Source organism: Gimesia panareensis (assembly GCF_007748155.1).
In the GTDB taxonomy this organism is placed as follows: Bacteria; Planctomycetota; Planctomycetia; order Planctomycetales; family Planctomycetaceae; genus Gimesia; species Gimesia panareensis.
Genome location: NZ_CP037421.1, coordinates 3,128,660 through 3,147,447, shown reverse-complemented (window position 1 = coordinate 3,147,447; position 18,788 = coordinate 3,128,660). Strand labels below are relative to the sequence as shown.

The window sequence follows — 18,788 nt, the reverse complement described above, 5'->3', positions numbered from 1 at the left end:
ACAGAATCATCTTCAGCAACAGACCGGTTAATCGCCGGTCTGTTCTGCTTTGACGGGTACGACCAGCGGATCATGGATCGTGGGCCTGTTGCGGTGTTCTGCCCGATGATAAATCTGAGCCAGTTGAATCATCAACGGCTCCAACTGACGATAGTAGTCATCCTCGTTTTCAAATTCCGCCTTCCGCTGCTTGAGTTCCAGGATTTTGATCTCGAGGTCATCTCGCTGTAGTTTGTGTGCGCCGGAAATCCGGGGAACCGGACGCAAGGCACAGACAGCAAACTGGTGAGCCCGATGGCCGTCCGGCAGACTCGTGGTTGTTCCCGGTTCCGGAAGATGATTCAGCCCCTGGAACTGGTCCGCCCGCGAGCCCCGCTGGTCGCCGTTATCGTCGAGCAGGGCGTGTTCTGTCGCCAGTTGCCCCTGTTCCAGGTAATACGCTTCCGTCTGACGACAGGCCGCCAGATAGGCCTCCAGCAGCGAGACCTGACCATCATGATCCAGGTCCGCTTCCGCATCGGAAGCCGCTTCAGAGAGAAAATTTCCGAAATGGGAGAAGTAGAATTCGTAGCCGTTCTTCGTCGCGGAGATGATCACGCGGTTGTTCCCCGACAGGGACTGCACGAAGGGACCGCTGGCTGAGAAGCAGTTGAGTACCGCCAGGGGATGTGAAATCCGGTCACAACAGACCTGGAGCTGTTCTGCGGTCAGATCCGGGCCCCGCAGATTGAAACGGGCCGCTTTCCCGTCAAAGGTGCCATGCCCGATCAGGATCAGCCACGTGGCACTATAGGCATCGGGATTGCGAAGCAGTTCCCGTTCCACCAGTTCCTGGTCCGAATGACGGGCGTCGATCGTCTCCCCGATGACGGTGAGCTTCGCCTGTTTGCCTTCCGCCAGCTGTTTCCAGCGTTCCGCCCAGGCACCAAATTGAGTGGCATACTCCTCAGTACCTTCGGCACCGATGACCAGTACAAAGCGTTCCGATTTTTCAGATGCTTCTGCAGCCGGGAGAGTGTTTCCCGCACTCCACAGGCAACCCAGGCACGCGGTCAGGATGAAGATCATGGTTGAGATTCGCATCAGGGTAATCCTTTCCAGCGTCTGAGTGACCATTCTCCGAACAGGCATCCCAGGACCAGCACCAATACCCAGGGATGATGCCAGAGGGGCGTTACCGATTCTTCCATAACGGGCAAATCGCGTTGATCCAGCGAATTCACAAACTGCTGCAGGCGGGCTGCCGGGACGATTTCTCCCTGAGAGTCTTTTGCGAGCTGTTCCAGCAGGGCCAGGTCGGGTTGGACCGAACGAAATTCCCTGCTCTCCGGAGCATGCACCCAGCCACTAGAAATCGTTTTGGTTTTCCGGTCCGGTGCTGTCACAGTAGCGGCAACGGTATAACCTCCCGATTTGCCGGGGAGATACAAGGCCTGGTATTCACCCGGTTGATCGGCCACCGGGTCGGCGACCAGTTCAATGGTTTCCTGTTCCGGAGTTTTGATTTTCAGGGTGACCTGGTAATCACTCCGTTTCTGAAATTCGGGATCACGGACCAGAACTTTGATTTTCGTACCGGACTGGCCAGCTTCCGCTTCAGCCACCTGCAGCGTCACCGGCTCCAGCACATCGGTGGTCATCCAGCGGAGCATCTGCCGCCAGGCTTTATAGAGCTGCGGATCCTGGGAATCTTCTTTCAGTCGCCAGCGCCACAGATCACCGATTGTGATTGCGGTGACGCGTCCCAGTCCGTAACGCTGTGAGGCGATCGCGGGCACCGCAGAACGGGGGGAACTTTTGGCTTCCGCAGCCAGGATCGCCCCGGGTTTGGTGGAGTCCACCCGGTTGATGGTCTTAAACGCAGGCATCTCAGCCAGCCGTTTCTGTTCGTCCTGTTCCTGTTTGTGATGACGCAACCAGGGTTGCAGCCAGCCGTCGCGGGTTAACTCAAACTGAACGTCGGTTGCCAGTTTCGGTTCGGAACTGTGTGAAAAGTAAACCGGGAGCAGTCGCTGAAAGTCCGTTTTGTCGTAGCCCCCCTGTTGAAATGATTCCTGTCCGCCGAGCATCACCAGTCCCCCGCCCCGCTCTGAAACAAAACGCGTTAACAGTTCGATCTGGTCGTGAGAGAAGAAGGCGGCTTCCAGGTCATCGATAATCACCGTTTCATATTGAAACAGCTCTGCTTCGGTTTTGGGAAATCCGTCTTTGAGTTCGTCGGGCGACTGGGTGTTGATGCGGACAAACACCGGTTGATCGTAGCGTTCCAGGTCCTTTTCATTGTGTTCGTCAAAGCCGCGATACAGGGCGTTTCCCTCTTCCCCGTCCCGGCTGCGGAAATCGAACTTCGTCTCTTTTCGAGCGATACGAATCAGGCCCACCAGTTGAATGTGTTCGTCTTCCTGAATCGCGCGGCGCAGAAACTTGAATTCCCAGTTCGGGCGACCGGAAACATACAGGACCCGATGTGCCTTGCGTCCCCGATCGACTTTCAAAGTCCGCCTGTTGTTGGCCAGGGTCAATTCGCTCCCCTCGGGAACGTTGACGCTGGTTTTGATCTGGTAAAAGGCAATTCCAGTCTCTTCCGGTTTGACCTGGAAACGCAGCTGGAACTGCTGCTCAGGCTGGCTGACTTCACGGGTGATGGTTTCTACGACCTCACCTGCCGGGGCGATGAGTTGTGCGGTAATCTGCTTCTGCTGGCATTGTGTCGCGGAGAGATCGGCGAGAATGCGAATGGGAGCATCCTCAAAGGGGGAATAGCTGACCGAGGTGTTCGTGATCGCCAGGTCGGTCGCAGGCGCTGCCTGCCCGATGGGAACCGGATAAATGGGAACGCTGGTTTCCAGCTGGCTGACCTCATCCGCGGAAATTCCATCGGTCAGTACTAGGATTCCCGCGAGCGGCAGTTTCTGAAAACGCTGATTGAGTTCGTTCAGACTGGTGACCAGGTGGGAAGACGTTCCCGTAAATTCCAGATGTGCCAGATCGGACCGGGCATGCGCGTGCGAGTCGAGCGAGTACTTGCGCACGGAAAAGTTCTGTTCCAGATCGATCATCCAGCCGGGTTGTGCGTCTTTCTGTTGTTTGTCTGTCGCCGTCAGCAGCTGCTGCAGTTGGTCGCTGCGCGGTTTTTTGGACTTTGGATCCTTAATCTGCAGGCTCTGGCTGTCGTCGACCAGGACCGCAAACAGATTGGTGCCTGGTGTCATCCGTACGCCACTCCACAACGGCTCGGTCAGGGCGATGGAGAGGATAGCGATCGCCAGCAGTTTGAGTGTCGCTGCTGCTCCGGAGAGCGAGCGTTTGAGTGTCAGTGACCGGTAGGCATAAACCAGCAGCACCAGTCCACCAACCATCGCCGCCAGCATGCAGAAGCTCCAGCCGGGCGCACCGAATTGTATTTCAGCGAGACAGATCATTTTCCGTTCCCTAGTTCTTCATAATAGCGTCGTACCAGGTCAGAGTATTTTTCCGGTACCGGATCGCGGTCAATCGGTGCCAGCGACGTTTGCGCACCTCGTTTACTGATTTCGTTTGAGAGAATTGCTTGAAGTTCAGCCAGCGGTTCCAGGATTTGTGCATGGATAAGGTCTCCCTCTGGTACTTTGGAATGACGTTTAAACTCTGCACGCATGCTCTGTGCGCGTTCGCGTATTTGAGCGACTCGACTGCGTAGTTCCGGATCGCCCACCATTTCTTCCACGTCCCGCATGCGATCCGACCATTCGCGGAACTGGTTCCCCGTCAAAGGACCGGGATTGGGACTTCCAGGGCCACCCCCCTGGCTGCCGCCAGGACCCCCCTGAGATTGACCGCGCTGCCCTTTAAGCGATCGGGGGGCGGACGATCGTTGTGGACTCGAATTGGGAGAGCCGGACTGTGATCCCTGACCTTGTCCGGCCTGGGCGGAGGTCAGCTGAACCTGCGGGCTTTCCTGTGGGGAAGGCTGCCCCGAAGAGCCGGGTTTGCCACCTCCAGGTTGACCCTGGCCCGGTTGGCCCTGTTTCGATTGACCTCCCTGTGACGGACCTGATTTTGAAGGGCCTGATTTCGATTGCCCCTTCCCCGATTGTGACGGGTTCTGTCCGTTTTGTTTCTGATTACTTTGTCCCTGCTGTGGCTGTCCCTGTTTGGGCTGACCTGACTGGGGCTGACCTGGTTTCCCGGGGCCCTGTGCCTGTTTCGAGTTTGATTTCGGATCAGCCTGTTGTGGACCCTGTTCCCCGGGCTTGCCTGAGGAACCGCGCGGTGCCTGCTGTCCCGTGGAGTTACTCGCCAGCTGCTCTTCCTGTTTCATTTCGGAAGTCAGTGATTTGAGTGCCTGGCGGGCCCGTTTGAGTGATTCCAGGTCGTTGCCCAGGACGCTTTCTGCCGCGACCTGGATACCCTGTTTCATGGTTTCGATTCCGCGGGAGGCCTGCGCTTCCGCTGCGCGGGCGCGGCTGTCGTCTCCCTCTTTAAGGAAACTGGCAGCATCTTTCAGCGCATCTTCAGGACGAAACGGTCGCGTTTTGCGAATGGCATCATACAGGTGCTTGGAGAGCAGCGGCTCCGACTTTTCGGATTCCTGCACGATCTGCTTCATCTGCTCCATCAGGTTTTTCAACCGTTCTTCCTGCTGTTGCAGCTGTTCAGCCAGCTCCTGATTGCCCCTTTTTTTCCGCAGGGAACGCCGGGCTCCCGGCTCGGGTTTCTGCTCCCCGTTCAGGGCCTGGTTGAGTGCTTTCTGCTGCTTGTCGAGTTGCTCAGCCTGCTGATTCAGGGAACGCATTGCATCGGCGAACTGGTTGGCCGATTTTTTGCGGAAATCGTTTTTCAACTGATTCAGTTTCTGCTGAGCCCGCGTGCCGGAGTTCAACGCCCGTGAGACCTGCCCTTCTTTTAATGACTGGGCGCTCTGTTGCAGATGTTGTCGGGTCTGTTCGAGTTCGCGACGGGATTTTGCAGAATCGGGTTGTTTGGCCTGGTCCATCCGCTGGGCCACTTCATCCGCCTGACGCAGCAGTTCCCGCTGTCGATCCCGCAGGCGTTTGAGCTGCCGCTCGATCTCTTCCCGTTCCTCGTCCGTTTTGGCAAACCGCTGTTTGCTGGCCAGTTCCTTGAGTTGCTCATTGAGATCTTTCTGTCGTTCAGCCAGTTCCCGCAGGCGATTCAGGATCTGCAGTGTTTCCCGATCCGGTTGGGCTGCCGCGGATTGAGAAGCCTGGTTCTCTGTTTCATAACGCTGTTTCTTGTTGGTCAGCTCCAGTTGCTGCAGCTGATTCTGTGAGCGGTTGCTGCCGCCCCCTTTGCTGCCTCCGCCGTTCTTGTTCTTCGAAACTTCATGCTCACGGGCGCGGAGCTTGAGCAGCAGCTGATAGCTGGCCTGCTCTGCTGCGAGAGCCGTTGTCAAGGTGGTCACCGTTTTGGCTTCCCGGGCTGAGTTCAACTGGACGACCACTTCCTGCATCTTTTGAGAAATCGTATCGATCAGGGCTTTTGACTTCTGTGATTTGATCTTCTCGGACAGCTTCAGCAAGGCTGCCACCAGTGACTGTTGCGCCTGCGCGAGCGTTTCCAGGTCCGGGTCGAATTGTTCAGAGACCGTCGGTTGGATTTCGCGGCGGATGACTTTCCAGGTCGCGTTGATGATCTGTTTCTGTTGTTCTGCCAGCTTCTCGGCCTGCTGCGCATTGCCGCCACTCTTTCCCGATTTTGAGCCACCGCCCGGCGAACGACCCTCCCGGAAGATCTCTTCGAAGTGACGGACTTCCATGAAATACATGTCGCTGAGCACCTTGCGGGTACGGCCTTCCGCAGCCAGGTCCTCGGCAAACAGGTAATAGGAGATGAGCGTATCCGGCTGGACATGCAGCCGCTCCAGGGAGAGCAGATGTTCGGCGGTAAATTCAACAGCCGGTTTTTGGGAATCGCGGAGAACCACGGTCTGCGGCTCCTGTCCGGGGATGGCATAGACCAGTCCGACCTGCTGCAGGCCGAAGTCGTCGACCACGGTCCCCTGGACCAGGGCTTCTTCCAGCGGGGAGACGCGGGTGTCGCGTGCCGGGAATGTGACTTTGATTTCCGGCGGTAGATTGGGGATCACGGCCAGGTCGATATAGGGGGGCGTCCGGTTGTGGCGTCCGTCACGGTCCGTCAACTGGAGGCTCCAGGTCTGATCCTGCTCTGCCTGGAGGGACAACCGGGCAGACAGTCCCTCTGAGTCAAGGACCAGCGGCAACGCTTGACCATCGTCCGTTTTGAACTCGGCCCGGGCGACCGGTTTGTTGAAGCGGGCATGAAACTGAATTGTCGAACCCGTGATCGCACTCAGTGTCAGGCTGTCTTCATTCTTCTGTTCCGGTTGCCCGGTGTACGCCGGAGCCGTGACGACGCTGTCCAGCTGAACCAGTTCCGGCAGCACATAGACTTTGACCTTTGAAACTTCGGACTCCCAGTCGGCGGCCTGAATGCGATAAGTCAGATCTTCGGTGACTGAGGGGAGGCGCACGGCAAAAATCGGATCATCCAGCTGTTTCACCAGCGGGAGTTCGGTCGACGTTCCACCAGCGGTGGTAAAACGGAGCGTGGCCGTATCAGGCACCTTCCCGATGAAGCGGGCGGTGACCAGCAACGGATGCCCCAGTTCCACTTCCGTAGAGCCGGGCTGGATTTCAACTTCAAATCCCGGTTGTTTTGTTTCAGCTACAACCGCTGGTGCCTGCACGGGCGAGGGGGCGGCCTGAAGCAGCGTCCAGCAGCTGAGGCAGCACAGCAGCCAGGCGGCAAAGCAGATCAGGTGGGTGCTGTTTTGCAGAATCAGCCTGCGGTTGGAAATACTCTGACGCCAGTCGTTGCGGGTTCCATGTGAGATCACCTGCGCGATCAGACGCTTCTGCAGAAAGGTGAAACTTTCCGTCGGATTCCGTTTTTCCAGTTCCAGGGTCGCCAGCAGGCTGGTATCCAGGTCCGGGTAGGTCTGTTCGATCAGCGTGGCGATCGCATGACGACCGGCGGGGGAATAGCGATTCCGCTGACGATACACGAGCATGGCGACGGCGATGCAGAACGGGAGCCCCAATAAAATACCCAGTAAAGCAGCTTGTTCTGTCGGCGTAGTAACCGGTGGTAAGAGCAAGACCGTCAGCAGTGTCAGACAGCCTGCGACGAGCCAGAGCAGCGTCAGGCGTTTGAGCTTCAGGCTGAGCTGCTGTCGAAAGATGACCTGATTGAGTTGTTGTAGTAATTCGGGCAGGCCCATGTTATGCCTTTCCTGTCGCAGAAGATTTGCCGGCCATCCATTTTGCCAGCACGGTTTCCAGGCCCAACAGCGCGAGAGCCACGATGATCAGCCAGCGCCAGAGCTGCTGTTTCTGTTCCAGTTCCCGCAGCTGTGCCTGACGGTGCAGGTCTGCGGGAGAAGTTTTATCGGTGGTCGATGCACTGGCATCGGTGAAACGCACTCCCAGCGCTTCCAGTTTTTCCTGCGCCAGAGGTTCGGTCTGACTTTCATTGATGTCCAGATTGACGGCAAACTGTCTGCCGGGGGCAGGCTTGCTCTCGCTCTGTACCTGATACAGGCCCGGTTGAATGGTTTCGGCAAACTCCTGCTGGCCGGAAGCCAGTTGAATCACCGAACGATTGGGCGTCCTGATCTGGCGGGTTTGCTCTGCTGCGGTCAGTTTGACTTTCTGGCCGATCGTGAACTGGGCGGGGGCATCCAGTGCCCGGTCATTCAGGGCGAGGATGGCATTCAACATCGGAACGAACTTCGTCGACAAGGCAAACTGGCTCTCCTGGGGTGTCCAGCCAAAGGTCATCACGAGCAGTGTGCCTGTTTCCCGTTTCAGTTCCAGGATCGCAGGAGACTGGTGATCGAAGCGGGCCAGCACCTGGTGCGGAATCTGTTCCGGCAGTTTGAGGGAGCGATAGTTCCAGAATTTCAGCCGCGTGAAGTCGGAAAATTCCGGAGCCTGAAAGATCTGGAACAGCGGGTGCTCGAAGTTGATATCCGTCAGTAAGGCGTAGCCGTTGATTTCCGGCGTGCCGGTTTTAATCCTTTGAGATGCGTTTTCCGCTGGTGTTACCAGTTGATTTAAGGATTCGGTGGTCGTGTCATCGTGCAGGGTAAAGAGGACGACTCCCCCCTGCTCCAGGTAGCGCTGGACCTGCGCTGTCTCATCCGGTGCCAGCTGACGGCTGATGAGCATCAGGTGGATGTCAGTGGCTGAGAGCAGCAGCGGTGGAGAATCGGGGCCGATGGTCTGAAAATCAATTTCTCGCTGACGGGTGCTGGGGAAGGCTCGTCGAGCGAAGTAGTTCGCAGATTCAATCGAATTGTCTGCCGGCGTTCCGTAATGCACAACAGTCAGACTCGCCCGGGTGGGGGGCTGGAGAAACAGACGGTTGTCGAACTCCTGCTGATCACCGCTGAGGACAATCTGAGGAACGGGGGCTGCCTGGTCCAGTGCAGCCAGACGGATGACGCGGGACTGACCTCGGGGCACATAGACCTGTTGACTCTCTTCGGTCTGGCCCGGCAGGGATTCGTAAGCGAGCGTGAACTGTTCCTGTTCGGAGTCGGCGGCGTTCACGATGCGCACGGTGGGCTGAGATTCCGCATCCAGGGTGAGTAACTGCAGACCGGCGTTTCCGGGCTGTTCCGACTTCAATTCATGCAATTGCACCCGTAGTTCCTCGGGCCAGGAAAACTGCGAGAGCGCTGCGGTCCGGGATCCTGCCTGGAAATCGGTGATCAGTTCAATGGTCGTGTTGCGGAGCAGGCTGCCCGTCGGATCGGAGACCGCCTGTTCCTGCAGCAGCGAGGCGAGTTCTGTCAGTGCCGCGCCCAGATCGGTGGCTTGCCAGCCGGGAGAGAGATCGGCCAGCAGGCTCTGATTGCGTTCGAGGGAACCGGATACACGTGCTCCCTTCGCCTGACGCAGTGGTTTAATGGCTTTCAGCCGGGTATCAAAAGTGTAAATGGCGACTTCTTCAGGAGTGGTCTGACGGGCGATTTCATTCGCTTTGGTCAAAGCCTGTTCCCACAGTGGTTGCCGCTGCATGCTGGCGCTGGTGTCGATCAGGAGAATGGTCTGATTGGGGGGCTGCGTGGTTGTGAGTTCCAGGTCCCTGTTCTTGAAGAAGGGACGGGCAAAGGCGGCAACCAGCAGAATGACGGCCAGGGCTCGCAGCGAGAGCAGCAGCCAGTGTTCGATTTTGTTCTTGCGGTTGGTTTGCGGCGGCTTGTGTTCCAGAAAGCGGAGTGAGCTGAAATGGAACACGTTTTTTGGCTGGTGGCGGACCAGGTGCAGCAGGATCGGCAGGCCGACCGCGATGATTCCAAATAAATAGAGTGGGGTTAAAAAGCTCAACTCGGGTCCTCTGTTGTTAAACCGCTGTCATGCAGCGCGATCCGTCAGAAATTCGGAAAGCCCCATCTCCAGAGGCGTATCCGTGGTTAATTGGTGGTAATGCACTCCCTGTTTTCTACAGAGCGACTCAATCGCTGCCTGGTGTTCGTTAAACTGACGCTGATAATTTTCCTGGGCCGCTTTCGGATTCAGGGCGATCTGTTCTCCTGTTTCCAGGTCTTCAAAAATGGCGGTTTCATGGAAATTAAGATGAATTTCCGACGGGTCCAGAATCTGAAACAGCGCCACTTCATGTCCCTGGGCCCGCAGATAGCCCAGGTGAGTACTCAGCTCATCAATGGGCGACAGCAGATCGGAAATCAACACAACCAGTCCCCGTTTTTTGATCGTTTCGACCGCATGTTTCAGGGGGGAGACCAGATTGGTATGCGAACCCTGCGGGGGGCGTTCCAGTTCGACCAGGATCCGTCTGAGCTGGCCGCGGGTAAAGCGGGCTGGAATGACCGTCTCTACCTGTTCGTCGAAAATAATCAGCCCACTGGCATCCCGCTGCTGGGACAGGAAATAGGCGAACGTCGCGACCAGGGTCTTGGCATAATCCGATTTGGAATAACCCAGGCTCTGAAACTGCATCGACGAACTCAGGTCAAGCAACATGTGGCAGCAGAGGTTGGTCTCTTCCTCAAAGCGTTTGATGTAGTGCTCGTTCGAACGGGCTGCGAGTTTCCAGTCGATGTGCCGGGGATCGTCTCCGGGCGTGTATTCGCGGTACTCCGTGAATTCCACGGAAAATCCGTGATACGGGCTGCGATGCAGGCCTTTCCAGGTCCCTTCGACAACGGTCTTCGCACGCAGTTCGAGTGACTTGATCCGCATTAAACAGGCGGGATCGATCCGTTGTGAGATCAGTCTCTGGTTTCGGCGGGGAGAGGCGTTGGTACTCATGCGGATTCAATTCAACCTGTTACGGGGGCGGGAATAGTATCGATCAATTGCTGCACGACCTGCTCGACGGTGATGCCTTCGGCTTCAGCGCGATAGTTGATCAGGACGCGGTGACGCAGGACCGGTGCCAGCAGGGCCTGGATGTCTTCCAGGGTGACATGCACGCGTCCCCGCAACACAGCACGGGCTTTGGCGCCCAGGATCAGGCTCTGGGCGGCCCGCAGGCCGGCCCCCCAGTTGACCCATTCGTTGATAAAGTCCGGCGTGTTTTCCTGTTGCGGCCTGGAAGCGGCACAGAGCTGAACCGCGTAGCGTACGAGCTCTTCCGCGACGGGAACTTCCCGCACGAATCCATGAAACTGCTGAATATCATTTCCTGTAAACAATGGTTCGATCGGTTCTGAATTCCGGGCGGTGGTCTGAGTGACGACGGCCACTTCATCGTCTTCCGAGAGATAATCGATCACCAGATTGAACATGAAACGGTCCAGCTGAGCTTCTGGCAGCGGATAGGTGCCTTCCATTTCGATCGGGTTCTGGGTCGCGAGGACGAAAAAAGGCTTTTCCAGTTCATATCTGATCCCGGTGACCGTAACCTGTTTTTCCTGCATCGCTTCCAGCAGCGCTGCCTGAGTCTTGGGAGGTGTGCGGTTGATTTCGTCGGCGAGCAGGATATTGGTGAAGACCGGGCCTTTGACAAATTTCATCGCCCGCGATTCCGAGGAGTCTCCTGCCAGGATTTCGGTCCCCGTGATATCGGCGGGCATCAGGTCCGGCGTGAACTGGATCCGCTGTGATTTCAACTTGAAGACCTGCGCCAGCGAATTCACCAGCAGGGTTTTGGCCAGCCCCGGTGCCCCGGTAATCAGACAGTGTCCGCCGGCAAACAGGGCTATCAGGAGCTGATCGATGATTTCTTTCTGTCCGATGACCGCTTTTGAGATTTCACGATCGATCTGCTGGCGACTGTTCTGCAGCATTTCAAAAATGCGCTCGTCGTTGTCGCTGACTTCGGGGGAGACAAGTTTCAGATTCACGTTTCGACTCCTGTTAAAAAACTGTCAAAGCAGGGGCGCTCGCTTCAGTGGGTCATGGCATAAAACACAATATTGATTCCCAGCGGGTAGGCTTTTTTTTCCGAGAACTCGCGGAAGTACCATTTGTCCTCCCCTTCCCGTTCCCAGCCATCCCCCAGATCGGTGTTGTGACAGACGACCGCCATCAGGCGACCGGCATCATCGAACAGCCCCCGGTAATGGACCTCCCGGGCATCCTCACGTTCCCAGGTAATCCCTTCGGATCGTCCCCATTGTGCAACGCCAATGCTGGGGACCTGGGGCTTTTCTTTGAGGTCATACACACAGTGAAAAATCGGATGTTCGAGAGGTATGTCGACCAGTTCCCGTTCGGGAAAGACGCGTTTCATTTCAAAAGCAAAGTTATCCCACTCGGCTTCGCCCCAGAAATCGTCAACCATCATGAAGCCGCCATTCGTCAGATAGCGACGGAGTGCGTTGACTTCTTCCTCAGTAAATTCGAGTGATCCGGGTTCGATCAGGTAGATGAAGGGGTAGTTGAAGAGTTCCTCGTCAGTCAGTTCGAGGATGCGGCCTTCAGGGTCGACTTTCAAGGAAGTCAGTTGCTGCAGCCGGTAAGAGAAATTCAGATCGCTGTCCGGGTAATCGGTCGCCCAGCGGCGCCAGCCCCGATGCGAGTTATAACGGATGCGGACGAAGGTGAAGACATCGTGCTGGAACTCGGGGTTGTTCTTCCATTCGGGGACACCGTTTCGGTCAACCGGGATTGAGGGTCTGTACTGTCCAATGCAGATTGTGACCACAATCAGAGAAATGCCTAAGGCTGCCAGTGAAATCAGCGTCTTGTTCATGGCAGGCTCCTCCTGAGCCTCTGGTTAAATCATGTTAAATCCGGTGCGAGCGTTTAAGGTGTGTCAGTTGTCAGTTCCAGCAGTAAAAGGTGGGCGGCCCGAAAACGGGGAGCCTGTTCGAGCGCGATGAGTGTATGTCGTTTTGCCTGTTGTTGATTTTCTTTCTGCAGTAAGCGGGCGAGCTGGTAGTGTGCTTCCGCTTTATTGTGCGGTTCCAGCGCCAGGATCGCCTGGTAGGCCTGGATCGCTTCCTGTCGCCGATCCAGTTTGATGCAGGCCGTGGCCAGAGCCTGTTGCGTCTCCTGATTCAGGGGATTGACGGCATGTGCTTTCCGGACGGTCTGATACACGGCGGACCAGTTTCCCTGGTCCTGATACCGTTCGATCAGCCGCTGGAAGACATCCAGGGCATTGGGGTTGATGCGGGCATGCTGTTCCAGAAGCTGCTGTTCCTCGTCGAAACGCTTCTGTTTCTGGTAGAGCTGAGCCAGTTGCAGGCTGGCATTGTCTGCACCGGTATATTCGGGATAGATCTCAACCAGCTTTTTCAGAGTGGTTTCGAGTTCACCGACTCGGTTTTCTTCTGCCAGAATGGAAGCATAGGCCATCAGCCCTCGAAAATGATTGGGATGCTCACGCACCCAGTCGTCAAAGCGTTTGGTATCGTCGTTGAGCAGCGGCCGCAGGTCCTGTTCTGACCAGTCAGCCCGGGGAGCAAATCGGTCGGCCTGCGCTTTCAGCCAGATGGCATACTCTTCTTCCAGCTCTCCCAGTGTTTTCGTGTGTCGTTCGATGGCGACGTTGATGGGGACCCCTGCCTGCAGATCTCCTAAAATGTTGCGGATGGTCTCTAAACCGAAGTTCTGGACGAGGTATTCCACCACCATGGAAGACTGGAAGTAGGCAAACTGAATGTGCAGACTGCTCTTGGGGTTCATGAAGGCGCTGCTCAGCTGACTGATGGGCGTGGTTTCCCCCTTCAGTATCAGCTCCCGGTACTGGGGAATCATGACTTCGCCCCAGTACGGGTTTTTCTGACGCTCTTCATAGACCGAGATTCCCTCGCTGATCCAGCGGGGCATTTTGTTGCTGGTCAGTTCCAGGGTGACAACGTGGCAGAACTCGTGCCAGAGTACGGATTCCCAGCTGGTGGGGTGGTCGGCCTGTGAAGCCGGGCTGTTGGCGGTGATCACTTTACCGAAGCAGACGCCCAGGTAACCTGAGACCGCAGGCATTCCGAAGGTGCGGACGGCGAAGTCATCCGGATCCGGGAAGATTTCCACCGTGATTTTCTGATCCAGCTGCAATCCATATTTCTGACAGAGAGTTTTTCTGGCCTGGTGCAGCAGCGTTTTGACCTGTTGACCATAGATGTCTGCTTCGCGGGCTTCCATGCGAATGATGAAGGACTCATCCTCCAGTGTTTTGAACCGGGCCAGCTGGTCTTTCAGCTCCAGCAGGTTGAAGGTGGTGGTGTCGTAACCGTCCTGGGCATGCGCCTGCAGGGCATGTTCCCAGCCGCTGACTTCCTGTCCCAGTCGCAACTGGTCCTGCGCGAGCTGAATCCGGGCCGGCAGGAATTTGAGATCTTTTTCCAGTGCCTGTTTCTGGTAGGCGGCTCCCTCTGCAAAGCGGTAATGCTCCGAGAGGATTTTCCCGATCAGGTAGTCTACCCGCGGGTTCTGATCATGGTGACTTAAGGCTTCCTGGTAATATGCAGTTTCATCAAAGGGACGATTTTCAAAGTGCGCGATGGCAGCCAGAGAGGCCCAGGCAGAGGCGAGGTGCGGATTGATCGCGAGGATCTGGTCCAGTTGAATTTTTGCAGTGGCATATTCTTCAGAGTCGATCAGACGGGCAATTTCAGCCATCCGCGACGGGAGATGGTACGGATTGATTTTCAGTACCTCAGTTGCCAGGGTCGCTGCGCGTTGCGGATCGGATCGCTGGAGTGCCTGTGAAAGACCGAACAGCAGGTCCGGGTCGTTGGGAGTCTGTTTCAGTCCGGCAGCAAACGTTTCGCTGGCCAGAGCAAAGTCGTGTTTGTCCAGCGCCAGGTTACCGCTGGCGAGCCAGGCGTCGCGCTGATCGGGGTATTCCTGAATGGCACGGTCATAAAAGGTTTCGAGGACCTCGCCGGGATCCATGCCCCGCAGTAGCGATGCCTGTCCCAGGGCAACCAGGCTGTCGGCATCGGTATAGCGCCAGGCCGAACGGCTGGCGAGCTCGTGAATGCTGGCCAGGAGAACGTCAGCGGCCTCGTGTTCATTGTTGAGATGATAGATTTGCCAGGCGAGATAACGTAACGGCAGGCTCCAGGAATACCGTTTCAAGCCGGCATCGACGGTCTGTTGTGCTTCGGCATACTGTCCCAATGCCAGTTCTGCCTGCGCTTTGACCAGAGGCCATTCAGAGCCGTAAGCTTTCTTATCGATGGCGACAGCAGATGTCTGAATACAGGCCTGGTACTGGCCAGTGCGGAGTAGCAGTTCGCAGTCTTCCAGTTCCGATGCGGCTGACAGGGTGGGAACTGACAGCAGGAAGATAAGAATGCTGAGGGTAGAGAGAGGACGAGTGCGAAGAGTCAGTGAGCGAAGCTGCTCCAGCAGCGATAACGAAACGTCAGGCCAGACTCGGAAACGATGCACTCGTTGCATAAGCGCCCCTTCCCTGGGAAAGTTCAATGTGCGGAGCTGCACGCAATCATTGAGGTATGATTCTTTTGCCCAGGATCAGAAACTATTCGTCTCCCGAACATGGAAGAATTAACTAGTTGACTCTGTCAGTAAACAGCAGTTGTTAATCATGAGCGGAAGAATCAACTGAGCACGATATCTGATTTTTCCAAGATGTGCAACAAGAATTTTTTTTCAGGAGGGATTTTCCGGCAAATGTCAATCTGGGAATGAGAGCGGCCTGCGCAGAAAAACAGGCAGGTCTCTCGTCCTTTGGTAAGGTCAAGAGCCTGCCTGTCCAGTTGCGGTTGTGTTGAGTTAAACCTCAACAGCGACTGATTCTGTCAGCTTTAGAATTCGCCCAGAACCTGTCCATCATTGATAATTGCCAGCTTCTGGTAGGTTCCCATGGCAGCCGGTCCAGAAGAGGAATTGTAGTCAGAGGAGTTGATGTTTTCGCTGATGAAGCGAACAGTACCATCTCCCAGCAGGAAGTGACAGCCGCCAACGTGCTGACTGCTGAATCCACGGTGTGCAGCACCGGATTTATTGTTGATGTTGGTGCTGAAAGCAACATCGCCGGTGGCATCTTCTTTCGTGTTGGTGATGATTCCGGAGGTACCAACGTTGGTGTAGCGACCGCCGGCCCAGATAGCTGCGTAAGGCTGCTGAGTTACGGTACCGGTGAACTGGAATGCACGCTCACCCACCAGGATGGTGTTGGAAGTTCCATCGGTGAAGTCGCGGAAGCGAACACTGCTCATGGGGTAGAACGCACCTTTGTTGGTGTAGGTAGTTACGGGAGAGCTTCCGCCCAGGCCTGAAGTGTGACCGGAAACAGCAGGATAGCTCAATGCACCATAGCCGCTGGGGACACTGTCGGTACGCTGGTTGTTGATCACCGGCACGATCGACGAGGGGCAGCGGTAAACGGGGATGGCAGTCTGCAGCGCGTTTTGCCCGCTGTAGGTGGTGCTGGCATTGGGCAGTAAAAGCTGACCGTTCGGGTTGAGGACGTTATACAGAGGAGCCTGGTCAACGAAAGGCAGCAGGAAGGTTGACCATCCCCAGCTATAGTCGACTCCGCTACTTGCGTTCCGCACATAGCCCAGCGGGAAGACGGTGTGAGTGTCAGCGTAGTTATGGATGGCGATGCCGATCTGTTTCAGATTGTTCTTGCAGGTAGAACGACGTGCTGCTTCACGAGCCTGTTGAACAGCGGGGAGAAGCAATGCGATCAGGATTGCGATAATGGCAATCACAACAAGTAACTCAATCAGTGTGAACCCGCGCTTCGGGGCTCCTTTGCGACTCTTCATCATAACTCCAGTTTGTTTAAGGGTTGGGTATAGAGCGTGCCTGCTATGACTGCTGGTGCGCTGTTGCAGTCGGACTGCTATTTCTTCACGCTGCCAATAATGGTGGGTAGCTGCGCGTGCTTGAGTAATAGCAGTAGAAAAATATACCTGCGATGAAGAGGAAACAAGTACTGTCTGTTTCGAGTTTAACAAAAAATTAAAAATATTTTCTGTTGGTGCGATTGTGGCTACCGAAGGGGCTGAAGACCCTGTTTTTTAGGGGTTTATTTTGAAAAATCTTGTCAAGAATATTCTTTTTTTAACGAACGTGGAGTTCTGTGCATAAGGGAGAACCCTATGTTTACGCAAATATTGGCATGCAATTTTTTTTCAGCGACGCAGCCGTTCAAAGCGCGCCAGAGCCATCAGGGGGAAGTACGTACGGTACAGGTGGTATTTGAGATAGAACACCTTGGGAAAGCCGGTTCCTGTGAATGGTTCCTCGTCCCAGTTGCCGTCTGCCTTCTGCGTTTCGAGCAGGTAATGTATGCCGCGACGCACCGCTGCGGAATCGATTTCCCCGGCTGCCATCAGGCCCATTAATGCCCAGGCTGTCTGTGAAGGAGTGGTTTCTCCCTCGCCTCTCAGGGAAGGATCTGCATAGCTGTCTGCGGTCTCACCCCAGCCGCCGCAGGGTTGCTGCTTTGATTTCAGCCAGCCCACAGCGCGTACGATCCGGGGGTCATCTGCAGGGATCCCGATATCAATCAGTCCGACAATGGATTGCCAGGTGCCATACAGATAGTTGATTCCCCAGCGACCGTACCAGCAGTGATCGTCTTCCTGCTCGCTCCAGACGTACTGGATGGCACGTTGCGATGCAGGATGGCTGATGGGAAGCTGCACATCGGCAAACGCTTCCAGGACCCGGGCGGTTAAATCGGCGGTGCTGGGATCGACCATCGCATTATGATCGGCAAAGGGGACCTGCGTGAACAGTTCCCGGTCGTTGTCGCGGTCAAAGGCACCCCAGCCGCCATCTTTATTCTGCATCCCCAGGATCCAGTGGACTCCTCTGCGGATGGCGCCCACCATCGGTTGCAGCAGTTCCAGGTCAGCGTAGGCCTGCTCCCGCGATTCACTCCGACCGGCGACGATGGCCTCGGTGTCCAGCTCTTCTTCGTAAGGGTTCCAGTCCGGAGTAACCAGGAAGTCGGTCAGCCATTGGTCCTGCTTCAGTGTTTTCGGCAGGCAGCGACGCAGCGCCATGATCACCATCGCGGTATCATCCACGTCGGGGTAAAACTCGTTATTGAATTCGAAATACCAGCCGCCGGGCGTTTGGGATTTACTCGAATTGACCCAGTCGCCCGGGAGTTTGGCTTCCTGCGACAACAGCCATTGAATGCACTTGCGAATGGCCGGGTGGCGATTGGAGACTCCCGCTTCCCGGAGGGCAATGGTACTGATGGCGGTATCCCAGACGGGGGATTTACAGGGCTGCAGACGAATGCGATCGCCTTCTTTGATCTGCAGTTTTTTCAGTTCCTGCAGGGCACGCTGGACGTCGGGACTGCTTTCGTCTTCCCCGAGGCACTTCAGGGCAATCACGGTCCAGATAATGGGGGGCAGAATCGCGCCCAGTCCATCGCTGTGGTCAAAACGTTCCTGCATCCAGCGACAGGCTTTGTTGACCGCCCGCTTGCGGAACGGCTTGATGCCCAGGTTTTCAATCAGCTTGAATCCCTGGTCGGCGATCTGGAAGAAACGGTGCCAGTCGATCCAGGTTTTTTTCTTGAGTGAGTCGAGTGCTTCTGATTTGGGGATGGTCCGGGGGTAGTCTGCCGGGGCACCGGTAAACAACTCGTCGATCCCCTGCTCTTTGGGAAGTGTGACCGAGGGACGATATTCCCAGAGAATGCTCAGCGGGACCAGAATGGTGCGCGACCAGGCAGACATTTCGAAAATATTGAATGGCATCCAGTGCGGAATGAGTGTCAGTTCCGGTGGGACCGCGGGGCATTTGGAATAGGGGATGATTCCCAGCAGGGCCAGATAAAACCGCGTGAAACTGTTAACGGCTTCCACACCTCCTGCTGCCAGAATCGCTTTCCGGGCGCGCTGCATGTATTCGGCTTCGGGAGAGTGTCCGGTCAGCTTCAGCGCAAAGTAGGCTTTGACGGCAGCACTGATTTCGATCGGGCCTTCGGGGTACATGTTCCAGCCCCCTTCCGGCATCTGAATGTCGAGCAGGTAGTTAGCACACTGGATGGCTTCTTCTGTATGCTGTTTTCCCAGGAACGCCAGCAGCAGAATGTATTCCGATTCGAGAATGGAATCCCCTTCCAGTTCACCACACCAGTAGCCGTCTTCATGTTGTAATGAGAGCAGATAATCCCGTGAGCGGGCGATTCCCTTAAGCAGTTGATCGGGGTGATCAAACGGGGCGGCTTCCGTGCTCGGAAAAATCTTGAAGGTGGGGGTGGTTTCGTTTCCGGCTGACGAATTGTCGGAAAGATGGCTGGCACGCAGTCTGCCTGAACTCATTTCAGGTGCTCCCTGACTCTAAGATGAAGGATTCCATTCCTGCAGATTGAGCAGGCCTGTACGCCGTGCACTCAATCCG

General features: G+C 56.0%; 10 protein-coding genes. All 10 read right to left on the bottom strand.

Going from position 1 to position 18,788, the window contains the following annotated elements; translation table 11 throughout:
* Positions 1-27: 27 nt before the first annotated feature.
* The 10 genes from Enr10x_RS11845 to Enr10x_RS11800 all read right to left on the bottom strand — a co-directional run bounded on the left by Enr10x_RS11845 (position 28) and on the right by Enr10x_RS11800 (position 18,709).
* Positions 28-1,083, bottom strand: a complete 1,056-nt coding sequence (locus Enr10x_RS11845; RefSeq protein WP_145107589.1) for a hypothetical protein — start codon at positions 1,081-1,083, stop codon at positions 28-30.
* Positions 1,083-3,422, bottom strand: coding sequence for a hypothetical protein (locus tag Enr10x_RS11840; RefSeq protein ID WP_145449260.1), 2,340 nt, complete (start codon positions 3,420-3,422; stop codon positions 1,083-1,085). Before Enr10x_RS11840 ends, Enr10x_RS11845 begins: the two co-directional genes overlap by 1 nt.
* Complete coding sequence (locus tag Enr10x_RS11835) at positions 3,419-7,243, bottom strand: DUF4175 family protein (RefSeq protein ID WP_145449257.1); 3,825 nt, start codon at positions 7,241-7,243, stop codon at positions 3,419-3,421. Before Enr10x_RS11835 ends, Enr10x_RS11840 begins: the two co-directional genes overlap by 4 nt.
* Position 7,244: 1 nt before the next feature.
* On the bottom strand, positions 7,245-9,356 hold the full coding sequence (locus Enr10x_RS11830; protein WP_145449255.1) for a BatA domain-containing protein: 2,112 nt from the start codon (positions 9,354-9,356) through the stop codon (positions 7,245-7,247).
* Between the two features lie 27 nt (positions 9,357-9,383).
* Positions 9,384-10,301, bottom strand: a complete 918-nt coding sequence (locus tag Enr10x_RS11825; RefSeq protein ID WP_145107598.1) for a DUF58 domain-containing protein — start codon at positions 10,299-10,301, stop codon at positions 9,384-9,386.
* Positions 10,302-10,312: 11 nt separating this feature from the next.
* On the bottom strand, positions 10,313-11,338 hold the full coding sequence (locus tag Enr10x_RS11820) for an AAA family ATPase (RefSeq protein ID WP_197996522.1): 1,026 nt from the start codon (positions 11,336-11,338) through the stop codon (positions 10,313-10,315).
* Positions 11,339-11,382: 44 nt separating this feature from the next.
* Positions 11,383-12,189: a DUF4159 domain-containing protein gene (locus Enr10x_RS11815; RefSeq protein ID WP_145107601.1), complete on the bottom strand. Its 807-nt coding sequence runs from the start codon at positions 12,187-12,189 to the stop codon at positions 11,383-11,385.
* A gap of 53 nt (positions 12,190-12,242) precedes the next feature.
* Positions 12,243-14,846, bottom strand: a complete 2,604-nt coding sequence (locus tag Enr10x_RS11810; protein WP_145449253.1) for a peptidase MA family metallohydrolase — start codon at positions 14,844-14,846, stop codon at positions 12,243-12,245.
* Between the two features lie 368 nt (positions 14,847-15,214).
* Complete coding sequence (locus Enr10x_RS11805) at positions 15,215-16,186, bottom strand: DUF1559 domain-containing protein (RefSeq protein WP_145107605.1); 972 nt, start codon at positions 16,184-16,186, stop codon at positions 15,215-15,217.
* 366 nt (positions 16,187-16,552) lie between these two features.
* Positions 16,553-18,709 (bottom strand): terpene cyclase/mutase family protein, encoded by a 2,157-nt coding sequence (locus Enr10x_RS11800; protein ID WP_145107607.1) that lies wholly within the window; start codon positions 18,707-18,709, stop codon positions 16,553-16,555.
* Positions 18,710-18,788: the final 79 nt, after the last annotated feature.

What these genes read in the sequence shown, in the direction of transcription:
- Enr10x_RS11845 (WP_145107589.1), bottom strand. Translation starts at nt 1,083, where the DNA reads ATGCGAATCTCAACCATGATCTTCATCCTGACCGCGTGCCTGGGTTGC.
- Enr10x_RS11840 (WP_145449260.1), bottom strand. Translation starts at nt 3,422, where the DNA reads ATGATCTGTCTCGCTGAAATACAATTCGGTGCGCCCGGCTGGAGCTTC.
- Enr10x_RS11835 (WP_145449257.1), bottom strand. Translation starts at nt 7,243, where the DNA reads ATGGGCCTGCCCGAATTACTACAACAACTCAATCAGGTCATCTTTCGA.
- Enr10x_RS11825 (WP_145107598.1), bottom strand. Translation starts at nt 10,301, where the DNA reads ATGAGTACCAACGCCTCTCCCCGCCGAAACCAGAGACTGATCTCACAA.
- Enr10x_RS11815 (WP_145107601.1), bottom strand. Translation starts at nt 12,189, where the DNA reads ATGAACAAGACGCTGATTTCACTGGCAGCCTTAGGCATTTCTCTGATT.
- Enr10x_RS11810 (WP_145449253.1), bottom strand. Translation starts at nt 14,846, where the DNA reads ATGCAACGAGTGCATCGTTTCCGAGTCTGGCCTGACGTTTCGTTATCG.
- Enr10x_RS11805 (WP_145107605.1), bottom strand. Translation starts at nt 16,186, where the DNA reads ATGATGAAGAGTCGCAAAGGAGCCCCGAAGCGCGGGTTCACACTGATT.
- Enr10x_RS11800 (WP_145107607.1), bottom strand. Translation starts at nt 18,709, where the DNA reads ATGAGTTCAGGCAGACTGCGTGCCAGCCATCTTTCCGACAATTCGTCA.